Source organism: Mycolicibacterium thermoresistibile (assembly GCF_900187065.1).
Classification (GTDB): Bacteria; Actinomycetota; Actinomycetes; order Mycobacteriales; family Mycobacteriaceae; genus Mycobacterium; species Mycobacterium thermoresistibile.
Genome location: NZ_LT906483.1, coordinates 338,420 through 350,763 on the forward strand (window position 1 = coordinate 338,420; position 12,344 = coordinate 350,763).

The 12,344-nt window shown below is 70.8% G+C and carries 9 protein-coding genes and 1 pseudogene; 9 read left to right on the plus strand and 1 reads right to left on the minus strand.

Annotated elements, in window-relative coordinates; genetic code table 11:
* Window position 1 precedes the first annotated feature (1 nt).
* Window positions 2-640, minus strand: coding sequence for a TetR/AcrR family transcriptional regulator (locus CKW28_RS01505; protein WP_234785054.1), 639 nt, complete (start codon window positions 638-640; stop codon window positions 2-4).
* An 81-nt stretch (window positions 641-721) separates the two neighbouring features.
* Here CKW28_RS01505 and CKW28_RS01510 point away from each other — a divergent pair, with 81 nt between their 5' ends.
* The 9 genes and pseudogenes from CKW28_RS01510 (at window position 722) to CKW28_RS01550 (ending at window position 12,342) form a co-directional block, all read left to right on the plus strand.
* Complete coding sequence (locus CKW28_RS01510) at window positions 722-1,630, plus strand: oxygenase MpaB family protein (protein WP_003924393.1); 909 nt, start codon at window positions 722-724, stop codon at window positions 1,628-1,630.
* A 174-nt stretch (window positions 1,631-1,804) separates the two neighbouring features.
* A pseudogene (locus CKW28_RS24470) lies at window positions 1,805-1,949 on the plus strand (SAM-dependent methyltransferase); the annotation flags it as partial.
* A 352-nt stretch (window positions 1,950-2,301) separates the two neighbouring features.
* The gene (gene eccA / locus CKW28_RS01520; protein ID WP_003924391.1) at window positions 2,302-4,137 is read left to right on the plus strand and encodes a type VII secretion AAA-ATPase EccA; all 1,836 of its coding nucleotides are present in this window, start codon (window positions 2,302-2,304) and stop codon (window positions 4,135-4,137) included.
* Window positions 4,134-5,702 (plus strand): type VII secretion protein EccB, encoded by a 1,569-nt coding sequence (gene eccB / locus CKW28_RS01525; RefSeq protein WP_003924390.1) that lies wholly within the window; start codon window positions 4,134-4,136, stop codon window positions 5,700-5,702. Before eccA ends, eccB begins: the two co-directional genes overlap by 4 nt.
* A complete protein-coding gene (gene eccCa / locus CKW28_RS01530; RefSeq protein ID WP_003924389.1) occupies window positions 5,699-9,706 on the plus strand; it encodes a type VII secretion protein EccCa in 4,008 nt (1,335 codons plus the stop codon). The genes eccB and eccCa overlap by 4 nt, the downstream gene beginning before the upstream one ends.
* Entirely contained in the window at window positions 9,706-10,014 is a 309-nt protein-coding gene (locus CKW28_RS01535; protein WP_003924388.1) for a PE family protein, read from the plus strand. The genes eccCa and CKW28_RS01535 overlap by 1 nt, the downstream gene beginning before the upstream one ends.
* A gap of 2 nt (window positions 10,015-10,016) precedes the next feature.
* Entirely contained in the window at window positions 10,017-11,618 is a 1,602-nt protein-coding gene (locus CKW28_RS01540; RefSeq protein WP_061252297.1) for a PPE family protein, read from the plus strand.
* Between the two features lie 91 nt (window positions 11,619-11,709).
* Entirely contained in the window at window positions 11,710-12,012 is a 303-nt protein-coding gene (locus tag CKW28_RS01545) for a hypothetical protein (RefSeq protein ID WP_003923964.1), read from the plus strand.
* Window positions 12,013-12,048: 36 nt separating this feature from the next.
* A complete protein-coding gene (locus CKW28_RS01550) occupies window positions 12,049-12,342 on the plus strand; it encodes a WXG100 family type VII secretion target (RefSeq protein WP_003923962.1) in 294 nt (97 codons plus the stop codon).
* Window positions 12,343-12,344 lie beyond the last annotated feature (2 nt).

Here is a 12,344-nt window from a genome sequence, read left to right on the forward strand (position 1 = left end):
GTCAGTCCGCGCGGAACAACTCCGGTTTGGCCAGTTGGTCGATGACCGACGCGAGTTGATCGATCAGCGCCTCGGGCGACAGCCTCACCTCGCCGGCCAGCCATGCGCCGATGGTCTGGCCGACGCCACCGACCACGAAATGCGAAGTGGCCTTGATGCGTTCGTTCTCCGGCAACTGCATCGTGGATCCGACGTGCTGACCGGACAGCATCGCGAACAGCGCACCGGATTCGGCCCGCTTGCGCACCACCGTCGCGGTGGACAGATGCCGGCTGAACAGCAGTCGGCCCACCCGCGGATCCTCGGAGACCGTGCGCACGATGTTGGCCATCCCGGCCCGGGTCTGATCCCGGCGCGGCGCCGCGGCCACAGCGGCCTGGGTGGTGGCGGCGATGTCGGAGACCACCCAGTCGAACACCGCGCTGACGAAGTCGTCCTTGTCGGTGAAGCTCTCGTAGAAGTAGCGCATGGTCAGTCCGGCCTCGCGGCAGATCGCCCGGACCGTCAACTCGGCCGGATCCCGCTGCTCGCCCCCGAGCAACTCCAGGCCGGCCTCCAGCAGCCGCCGCCGTCGCTGGGCCCGCCGCTCGGCTGGGTCCACCCCGCGGTAGGGCCGGACCTGGCGATTCGGGCTGGCCATGGATCCCATATTGACACCGATCCGCCGGGAGCGGCAATATCAGGAAACAGGCGTTATCAGATTTGCGACGAAGGGGGCCCGATGACTGCGATCGAGCCGATCAGCCATGTCGAGCGGCCGGTCAGCGACCCGCCGCGGCCGACGCCGCAGCGGCGGGGAATCCTCGGCCGTCGCGCGAGCTTCGACGACGGGTTGATGGGGGTGGCCCTGCTCGCCGGACCGGCCAATGTGATCATGCAGCTGGCCCGGCCCGAAGTCGGCTACGGCGTGGTCGAGAGCCGGGTGGAGAGCGGGCGCACCGATCTGCACCCGGTCAAGCGGGCCCGCACCACCTTCACCTACCTGGCGGTGGCGAGCCGGGGGACCGACGAGCAGAAGGCCGCCTACCGGCGCGCCGTCAACAAGGCGCACGCCCAGGTGTTCTCGACCGACGAGAGCCCGGTGAGCTACAACGCCTTCGACAAGGACCTCCAGCTGTGGGTGGCCGCCTGCCTGTACAAGGGCGGGGTCGACGTGTTCCGGATGTTCGTCGGCGAGATGGACGACGACACCGCCGATCAGCACTACCGGGACAGCATGAGCATGGCCACCACCCTGCAGGTGCCGCCGGAGATGTGGCCGGCCGACCGGGCCGCGTTCGATAAGTACTGGCAGGAGCAGCTCGAGACCAAGATCCACATCGACGACACGGTCCGCGGCTACCTGTATCCGATCGCCGCCGGGCGGCCCAAGAGCTCACCGCTGCCCAAGGCGGTCCAGCGCCGGCTCGACAGTGTCGGATTGCTGATCACCACCGGCTTTCTGCCGCAGCGGTTCCGCGACGAGATGCGGCTGCCCTGGGACGCCGGGCGGCAACGCCGGTTCGACCGGCTGATCGCGGCCCTGCGGGCCGGTAACGATCTGGCGCCCAGCGTGGTGCGGCAGTTCCCGTTCAACGTGCTGCTGAGGGATCTCGACTGGCGCCGCCGCACCGGCCGTCCGCTGGTGTGACACCGGCCTTGCCTGTTCAGCAAAAAAGTTTGCACAGTGTCGTCGGGTCGGGTGACCCTGGGGTACGTGCGAACCGACGATGCGGATCTGCGTAACGCTGTGGCGGGATTTCGGCGCCCAGACCGCCACTGCGTCACGCAACGTGGGCGCCACCGGGGCGGAGCGTGGCAGTCCGTGCGAACCGACGACGATTCTGGGACACCACCACCAGCGTCGGCGCGACGGCGTTGTTCGTCGCCGCCGCGCGGGCGCGAAGCCGCCAAACCCGATCCGGTGGCCGTCGATCGGTATGCCGAGGTGTCCTGCCGCGCCGCCGGCTCCCGGATGGGCGTCGAGGAGGTCGTACCGGATCCGCCGGAGGTGATCGAGGCGCTGCGCGCCGAAGAGATCGCGGCGGGCAAGCAGGGCACCCGCCGTGGTCGCTCCGCTGGGGGAATCCTCGACCGGCTGGGCCGGCCGCTGCCGGGCCCGGAGTCACAAGCGAGCCCCATGATCGAGGCATCGCGCCTGGTGACTGCCGTCAAGGCGACGGTGCACATCAGCGAGGTCGCCGTGCGTCTCGACAGTTAGCTTATGCAATGCTAACTTTCTCGCACATTAGGTAAGGCTAAGGACAGTGGTCCGCCGTGCGCGGGCCATTTCGGGGGACAACCGAGGGAAAAAGCCGAGGAATGGCCAGTTCGACCACCGATTCGCGGCCCGGTTCGGGTGCCGCCGCACCGCGGGTGGACCGCGATATCGTCACCCGGTTCGCGACATGCTGCCGCGCCCTGGGCCTGGACGTGCACGGTCGCCGCCGCCCGGCCGACCTCGCCGCCGCGCGCTCCGGGTTCGCGGCGCTGACCCGGATCGCGCATGAACAGTGCGACGCCTGGACCGGACTCGCCGCCTCCGGAGACACCTCGGCCGCCGTGCTCGAAGCGGTGTGGCGCACCGTCGACACCGCCGGCGTGCTGCAGGACGAGGTCGAACTCGCTCCCGGCGCACTGGGTTTCCACTACGACACCGGTCTGTATCTGCAGTTCCGCGCCACCGACCGGGACGATTTCCAGCTCGCCTACGCCACCACCCTGGCCGACGCCGGCCGGTACGTCGACGCCGACCGGCTGGTGGCTGAGCTGGCCGACCGCCGCCCGGACTGGCGGCAGGCCCGCTGGGTGCGGGTGGCCCTGCACCACCGCGCCGAACGGTGGTCGGATGTGGTGCGGTTGCTGACGCCGGTGGTCAACGATCCGGGACTCGACGAGCTGTACAGCCACGCGGCCCGCGTCACGCTGGGGATCGCGCTGGCCAGGCTGGGCATGTTCGCCCCGGCGCTGTCGTACCTGGAGGAACCCGACGGCCCCGTCGCCGTCGCGGCGCTGGACGGAACCTTCGCCAAGGCGCTGACCCTGCGCGCCCAGGGCGAGGAGGACGAAGCCGCCGAGGTCCTGCAGGACCTCTACGCCGCCCACCCGGAGAACGCCGAGATCGAAGAGGCGCTGCTGGACACCACCTACGGGCTGCCCACCACCACCGCTGCCCGGATCGAGGCGCGCAGCAACCCGTGGGACCCGGACAGCGAGCCCACCGAGGAGGAGTTCGTCGATCCGGGCGCCAAGGAACGCAAGGCGCACCTGCTGGTCGAGGCCGAGGCCGAGCTGGCCGAGTTCATCGGCCTGGAGGAGGTCAAGTATCAGGTCGCCCGGCTGAAGAGCTCGGTCGCGATGGCCATCAAGCGCCAGGAACGCGGCCTGACCGTCGCCCAGCGCACCAACCACCTGGTGTTCGCCGGCCCGCCCGGCACCGGTAAGACGACCATCGCCCGGGTGGTCGCCAAGATCTACTGCGGCCTGGGCATTCTCAAGAAGGAGACGGTCCGCGAGGTGCACCGCGCCGACCTCGTCGGCCAGCACATCGGTGAGACCGAGGCCAAGACCAACGCGGTCATCGACAGCGCCCTGGACGGGGTGCTGTTCCTCGACGAGGCCTACGCTCTGGTGTCCACCGGGGCCAAGAACGACTTCGGCCTGGTCGCCATCGACACCCTGCTGGCGCGGATGGAGAACGACCGCGACCGGTTGGTGGTGATCATCGCCGGCTACCGCGCCGACCTCGACAAGTTCCTGGACACCAACGAGGGGCTGCGCTCCCGCTTCACCCGCAGCATCGACTTCCCGTCCTACAGCCCGCACGAACTCGTCGAGATGGCCAAGCTGATGGCCGCCAAGCGCGACAGCGTGTTCGAACCGGCGGCGCTGACCGAGATGGAGCGGCTGTTCGGGCACCTGGCCGAATCCTCGACCGCGGACGCCCAGGGCGTGCAACGCCGCAGCCTGGACGTGGCGGGCAACGGGCGGTTCGTCCGCAACCTCGTCGAGCGTTCCGAGGAGGAACGGGAGTACCGGCTCGACCATGCCGACATCGAGGACTTCACCGATGAGGAGCTCATGACCATCACCCTCGAGGACGTCAACAACTCCGCGGCACCGCTGCTGCGGGGGCTGGGCCTGACGGTGCCGGCGTGACCGCCCCAGAGGACGACCGGCGGTCGTTCAGCTCGCGGACCCCGGTCAACGAGAACCCCGATCGCGTCGTCTACCGCCGCGGCTTCGTCACCCGCCATCAGGTGTCGGGCTGGCGGTTCATGATGCGCCGCATCGCCTCCGGCGTCGCGCTCCACGACACCCGGATGCTGGTCGACCCGCTGCGCACCCAGACCCGGTCGGTGCTCGTCGGTGTGCTGATCCTGATCACCGGGCTGGCCGGATGTTTCGTGTTCTCGCTGATCCGGCCCGCCGGGGTGGCCGGCGAGGACGCGGTGCTGGCCGACCGCTCCACCGCCGCGCTGTACGTCAAGGTCGGCGAACAGCTGCACCCGGTGCTGAACCTGACCTCCGCGCGGCTGATCACCGGCCGCGCCGAGGATCCCAAGACGGTCAAGACCAGCGAGATCGACAAGTTCCCGCGCGGCAACCTGCTCGGCATCCCCGGTGCGCCGGAACGGATGACGCAGAACCCGGCCCGCGACGCCGACTGGATGGTGTGCGATGCGGTGTCCGGCCCGCACCCCGGGGTGACCGTGGCCGCCGGCGCCCCCGCCGAGGGCGGCGAACGGGCCGCACCCTTGCCCGACGGACAGGCCGTGCTGGTGGAGAACCACGACGGCACCAATGCCGGAACCTGGCTGCTGTGGGACAACCGGCGCAGCCGCATCGACCTGGCCGACCGCGCGGTGACCGAGGCGGTCGGCCTGGGCGCCGGCACCGCGCGGCCCCGCCCGATCGCGCCCGGACTGTTCAACGCCATCCCGGAGGCGCCGCCGATCGCGCCGCCGGCCATCCCCGGCGCGGGTGAGCCGCCGCGGTTCGCGCTGCCGGTCGACGCCCCGGTGGGCGCGGTGGTGACCGCCTACGAGGCCGACAACACCATCCGGTACTACGCGGTGCTGCCCGACGGGCTGCAACCGGTGCCGGTGGTGCTCGCCTCGATCATGCGCAACACCGACTCCTACGGGTTCGCCCAGCCGCCCCGCCTCGGGATGGACGAGATCGCCCGGTTGCCGGTGGCCGACACCCTCGACACCGACGCCTACCCGGCCCGTCCGGTCACCCTCGTCAACGCCGATGCCAAGCCGATGACCTGCGTGCACTGGTCGAAACCCGCTGATGCACCGGCGAACTCGCTGACCCTGCTGTCCGGCGCCGCGCTGCCGCTGCCGGACGGGCAGCACACCGTCGACCTGGTCAGCGCCGGCGCCGGCGGCACCGCCGACCGGGTGGCGCTGCCGGCGGGCACCGGATACCTCGTCGACAGCGTCGGCCTGCGCACCGGCGCCGACAGCGCCGAGGGCCCCGGTCTGTTCTGGATCAGCGATACCGGGGTGCGGTACGGCATCGACACCCACGGTGACGACGACACCGTCGCCGCGCTCGGCCTGACCGGCGCCCCGCTGCCCATGCCGTGGGCGGTGCTGGCCCAGTTCGCCGCCGGTCCCACCCTGTCCCGCACCGACGCGCTGCTGGCCCACGACAGCCTGCCGCCGAACCCGGCGCCCGCGCGCCTGGAGAACCACCGGATGGAAAACCCATGAGCCGCCTGATCTTCGAGACGCACCGCCGGCTGCCACCGCCACCGGTGCGCAAGGGCACCATCACGATCGAGCCGCCACCGGAACTGCCGCGGCTGGTGCCGCCGTCGCTGCTGCGCCGGGCCCTGCCGTTTCTGATCGTGATCCTGATCGTCGGCATGATCGTGGCCCTGGTGGCCACCGGGATGCGGTTGATCTCACCGCAGATCCTGTTCTTCCCGTTCGTGATGCTGCTGGCCGCGACCGCGCTGTACCGCGGCACCGACAACAAGCTGCGCACCGAGGAGGTCGACGCCGAGCGCGCCGACTACCTGCGCTACCTGTCGGTGGTCCGGGACAACGTGCGGGCGCACGCCGCCGAGCAGCGGGCGGCCCTGGAGTGGTCGCACCCCGATCCGGAACTGCTGGCGAACATCCCCGGCACCCGCCGGCAGTGGGAACGCGACCCGCACGATGCCGACTTCCTGGTGCTGCGCGCCGGCCTGCACGACGTCCCGCTGAACACCACGCTGCGGGTCAAGGACACCGCCGAGGAGATCGACCTGGAGCCGGTGTCGCACACCACCCTGCGCGGCCTGCTCGACGTGCAGCGCACCGTGCGCGCCGCGCCCACCGGGATCGACGTCGGCAAGATGGCCCGGATCACCGTCTGCGGTGACGCCGACGACGTCCGCGGTGTGGTGCGCGCCTGGCTGGCCCAGGCCGCCACCTGGCACGACCCGGCGGTGCTCGGCATCGCACTGGCCGCACCCGATGTCGAAGGCGACGACTGGTCGTGGTTGAAGTGGTTGCCGCACACCGATATCCCGGGCGAGATCGACGGTGTCGGCCCGGCCCGCTACCTGGCCACCAACACCGCCGAACTCGGCCGGCTGCTGGCGCCGGCGCTGGACGGCCGTCCCGCGTTCGGCGCCGACACCGCCCCGGTCCGACACCTGTTGGTCGTGCTCGATGATCCGGAGGCCGATCCGAGCCGGCTGGTCGGCAAGGCCGGGCTGGCCGGGGTGACGGTGGTGCACCGCAGCAGCGCCGAACCGCACCGTGAGCAGTACCCGGACCCCGAGCGGCCCATCCTGCGCGTCGTCGACGGCCGGCTGGAGCGCTGGCAGAGCGACGGCTGGCAGCCGTTCGTCGATGCGGCCGACCGGCTTTCCGCCGCCGAATGCCGGCATCTGGCCCGGCGGTTGGCGCGGTGGGACTCCAACCCGATGCACGCCCGCTCCACCACCACCGGCGGCGCCACCTTCACCACGCTGCTCGGCATCCCCGACGCCTCGGCGCTGGACGTGGCGAGCCTGTGGGCGCCGCGGCCCCGCGAGGAGGAGTTGCGGGTGCCGATCGGGGTGACCGCCACCGGTGAACCGCTGATCTTCGACCTCAAGGACGAAGCCGAGGGCGGGATGGGTCCGCACGGGTTGATGATCGGCATGACCGGCTCCGGGAAGTCCCAGACCTTGATGTCGATCCTGTTGTCGCTGTTGACAACTCACCCGGCGGACCGGTTGATCGTCATCTACGCCGACTTCAAGGGCGAGGCCGGGGCGGACATCTTCCGCAACTTCCCGCAGGTCGTCGCGGTCATCTCGAACATGGCCGAGAAGCGGTCGCTGGCCGAACGGTTCGCCGACACGCTGCGTGGTGAGGTGGCGCGGCGCGAACAGTTGCTGCGGGAGGCCGGCCGGAAGGTGCAGGGCAGCGCGTTCAACTCGGTCACCGAGTACGAGGAGGCGATCGAGGCCGGCCACGACCTGCCGCCGCTGCCGACGCTGTTCGTGGTGGCCGACGAGTTCACCCTGATGCTCGCCGACTACCCCGAGTACGCCGACCTGTTCGACTACGTCGCCCGCAAGGGCCGGTCGTTCCGCATCCACCTCCTGTTCGCGTCCCAGACGCTGGATGTGGGCCGGATCAAGGACATCGACAAGAACACGTCGTACCGGATCGGTCTGAAGGTGGCCAGCCCCAGCATCTCCCGGCAGATCATCGGGGTGGAGGACGCCTACCACATCGAATCCGGGCGCGAGCACAAGGGCGTGGGCTTTCTGGTGCCGGCCCCCGGTGCGGTGCCGATCAAGTTCCGCAGCACCTACGTCGACGGTATCTACGAGCCGCCGGTGCGGGAGAAGGCGATCGCGGTGCACGCCGATCCGCGGCCCAAGCTGTTCTCCGCCACCCGGGTGGAACCTGATCCGGGCACCGTGGTGGAAGTGGCGGAACCCGAGGTGGACGTCCGGCCGCCGAAGAAGCTGATCGCCACCATCGGTGAACAACTCGCCAAATACGGCCCCAAGGCGCCGCAACTGTGGCTGCCGCCGCTGGAGGACGAGATCCCGCTCGCCGACCTGCTGGCCCGCTCCGGTGTCGGGGAGCGTCAGGGCCGCTGGCCGCTCGGTGAGATCGACCGGCCGTTCCTGATGCGCCGCGATCCGCTGATCTTCGACGCCGCCTCCGCGGCGGCGAACATGGTCATCCACGGCGGCCCGAAGTCCGGCAAGACCACCGCGCTGCAGACGTTCATCCTGTCGGCGGCCGCCCTGCACTCCCCGCGTGAGGTGACGTTCTACTGCCTGGACTACGGCGGCGGTCAGCTCCGCGATCTGGCCGACCTGGCCCACGTCGGCAGCGTCGCCTCACCGCTGGAACCCGAGCGGATCCGGCGCACCTTCGGGGAGCTCGAGCAACTGCTGTTGCAGCGCCAGGCCCGCGGCCCGCAGTCACGCGGCGACGGAGACTCACCGGATGGGTTCGGTGAGGTGTTCCTGGTGATCGACAACCTGTATGCGTTCAGCCGGGACAACACCGACATGTTCAACACCCGCAACCCGTTGCTGGCCAAGGTGACCGAACTGGTGAACACCGGCCTGTCCTACGGCATCCACGTCGTGATCACCACACCGAACTGGATCGAGGTGCCGCTGGCCATGCGCGACGGGCTGGGCCTGCGGTTGGAGCTCAAGCTGCACGATCCGCAGGACAGCAACGTGCGGGTGGCCGGTGCGCTGCGCCGCCCGGCCGAGAGCGTGCCCGCCGATCAGCCCGGCCGCGGGCTGACCATGGCCGCCGAACACTTCCTGTTCGCCAAACCGGACCTGAGCGCCATCCCGGCGATCAACGCCCGCCATCCGGGGGTCAGCGCACCGCCGGTGCGGCTGCTGCCCACCCAGCTGGCGCCCGAGGATCTGGGGCCGCTGTATCCGGCGCCGGAGCAGGTCGTCATCGGGCAGCGCGAGGAGGATCTGGCCCCGGTCAGCATCGACTTCGCCGAGAACCCGCTGCTGATGGTGTTCGGGGACAACAGGTCCGGGAAGACCACGCTGCTGCGCCATCTGATCCGCACCATCCGGGAGAACTCGACCCCGGATCAGATCGCGTTCACCGTGATCGACCGGCGCCTGCAGCTCGTCGACGAGCCGTTGTTCCCGGACAACGAATACACCGCGAACATCGACCGGGTGATCCCGGCGATGCTCGGGCTGTCCGCGCTCATCGAGAAGCGCCGGCCGCCGGCCGGTCTCACCGCCCGGGAGCTCAGCGGGTGGCGCTATGAGGGGCACACCCACTATCTGATCGTCGACGACGTGGACCAGATCCCGGACTCGCCGGCGGTCAGCGGCCCGTTCGTCGGCCAGCGGCCGTGGGCGAACCTGATCGGACTGCTCGCCGAGGCAGGCGATCTGGGCTTGCGGGTGATCGTGACCGCGCGGGCGACCGGATCCGCCCACGCGGTGATGACCGCGCCGCTGCTGCGCCGGCTCAACGAGCTGCAGGCCACCACCCTGATGCTGTCCGGCAATCCGCAGGACAGCGGAAAGATCCGGGGCCACCGGTTCAGCCGGCTGCCGGCCGGCCGCGCCATGCTGCTCGACCCGGACAGCGACACCCCGGTCTTCGTCCAGCTGGTCAATCCGCTGGCCACCGCCGCGGTGGCCCACAACAACCAGGCCCACAGCGACCGGCCCCACAGCGACCGGCCCCAGCACAACCGGCACAGAGAGGAGTACAACTGATGACTCTGCGGGTGATTCCCGAGGGCCTCGCCGCCGCCGCCAGCGCGGTCGAGGCGATCACCGCGCGTCTCGCCGCCGCTCACGCCGCCGCCGCACCCGCGGTGACCGCTGTCATCCCGCCGGCCGCCGACGCGGTGTCGCTGCAGACCGCCGCGGGGTTCAGCGCGCACGGCGCCCAGCACGAGGCGATCGCCGCCCAGGGCATCGAAGAGCTGGGCCGCTCCGGTGTCGGCGTGGCACAGTCCGCGACCAGCTACGCCACCGGTGATCTGTTGGCCGCCTCGTCGTATCTGACTGCCCACGGCTGATGATGACGGCTCCGATCTGGATGGCGCTGCCTCCCGAGGTGCACTCCGCGCTGCTGTCCAGCGGTCCCGGCCCGGGCTCGCTGCTCGCCGCGGCGAGCGCCTGGCACGCCCTGAGCGCGGAGTACGCCTCGGCCGCAGCCGAACTCAGCAGTGTCCTGGCCAACGTGCAGGCCGGTTCCTGGGAGGGGCCCAGCGCCGAACGGTACGTCGCCGCGCACGCCCCCTATCTGGCCTGGCTGACCCAGCAGAGCGCGAACAGCGCCGCGACCGCGGGCCGGCACGAGACCGCCGCGGCCGCCTACAGCACCGCGCTGGCCACCATGCCCACCATGGCCGAGCTCACGCTCAACAAGACCACCCATGCGGTGCTGGTGGCGACGAACTTCCTGGGCATCAACACCATCCCGATCGCGCTCAACGAGGCCGACTACGTGCGGATGTGGATCCAGGCGGCCACCTCGATGAGCACCTATCAGGCCGTCGCGGGCACCGCGGTGATGAGCGCCCCGGCCTCGTCTCCGGCGCCGCTGCTGCTGGCCCCCGGGGTCAGCGAGGCGGCCGACGCCATGGCCACCACCCAGCAGATCGGCTCGCAGGCCACCGCGGCCGATTCCGGCACCGCGCTGAACCTGTCCGACCTCATCGCCAATCTGCTGCAGTACTACCAGGATTACCTCGACCAGCTGTTCGGGCCGATCGTCGACTTCCTGCGCGACCCGATCGGCAACCTGTTCCAGCTGATCGACGACTTCCTGACCAACCCGGCCGGTGCGCTGGTCACCTGGTGGCCGCTGCTGTTCGCGGTGGCCTACCAGGTGTTCACCAACCTGGTCGGCTGGCCGACCTGGGCGATGATCCTCGCCTCGCCGGTGCTGATCCCGCTGGCGATCACGCTCGGGGTGGCCGGGCTGGTGATGATCGCCGATCAGGCCCAGCCGCCCGCCGAGGAGGCCGCGCCCGAGGAGGATGTGGCGGCGCCGGTGCGCGCCGAACCGCAGAATCCGCTGCCGCTCACCGCCGGTGTGGCGCCCGTGACGCCGGGGGCCCCGGCCGCCGGCGGGGCTGCGGCGACCGGTGCCCCGGCAACCGCCGCCGCCGCTCCCGCGGCCGCGGCCGCCGCGCCGGTCATTCCGTACGCGGTGCGGGGCGACCATCCCGGCGAGGGGTTCACCCCGACGCTGCGTGACAAGTCCGGTCTGCCGGCGCCGGCCTCCGACATCCCGGCCAGCGCCGTCGCCGCGGTCGGCGCCTCGGCACGGGAACGTCGCCGGGCCCGGCGCAAACGCGGTGCGAAGGTGAAGGATCACGGCAACGAGTTCATGGACATGAACATCGGGGTGCCGCCCGAACCCGCGGAGGAGCCCCAGGTTTCGGCGTCCAGCCGCGGCGCCGGCCCGCTGGGCTTCACCGGCACCGCCCCCAAGGGGGTGCAGGAGGTCGCCGGCCTGACCAGGCTGGGCACCGACGCGTTCGGCAACGGACCGGTCAGCCCGATGCTGCCCGGCACCTGGGATCCGGACGCCGAGAACCCGGGCCCGCCGGCCCGGGATCTGCACGACCCGGATGCCCCGGACCCCGAACAGGAAGGAGGACCGCGGACCTGACCGACATCGCCCACACCTGCCTGTTCAGATCCGGGAACCGGGTTGTGGTCACGACCCGGACTCTCACAGACGTCGACCGAAAGGAAGAATCATGAGCCTGCTCGACGCCCACATCCCCCAGTTGGTGGCCTCGGAGTCCAACTTCGCCGCCAAGTCCGCGCTGATGCGCAGCACCCTGGCCCAGGCCGAACAGGCCGCCCAGTCCGCCCAGGCGTTCCACCTGGGTGAGTCGGCCGCGGCATTCCAGGCCGCGCACGCCCGCTTCCTGGAGGTCTCGGCCCGCATCAACGCGCTGCTCGACATCGCCCAGGCCAACCTCGGTGAGGCCGCCGGCACCTACGTGGCCGAGGACGCCGCCGCCGCCAGCACCTACACCGCCGCCACCGCCGGCTGACCGGGCCGCAGACCACCACCGACGAAGGGAAAACCCATGTCGCAGATCATGTACAACTACCCGGCGATGCTCGCGCACGTCGCCGAGATGAACAGCTACGCCGGCGCACTGCACGCGGTGGGCGCCGACATCGCCAGTGAGCAGGCCGCGCTGGCCGGCGCCTGGCAGGGCGACACCGGCACCACCTACCAGGCCTGGCAGACCCAGTGGAACACCGCCCTGGAGGAACTGGTGCGGGCCTACCGTGCGATGGCCAGCACCCACGAGATGAACACCATGTCCATGAACGCGCGCGACAAGGCCGAGGGCGCGAAGTGGGGCGGCATGTGATG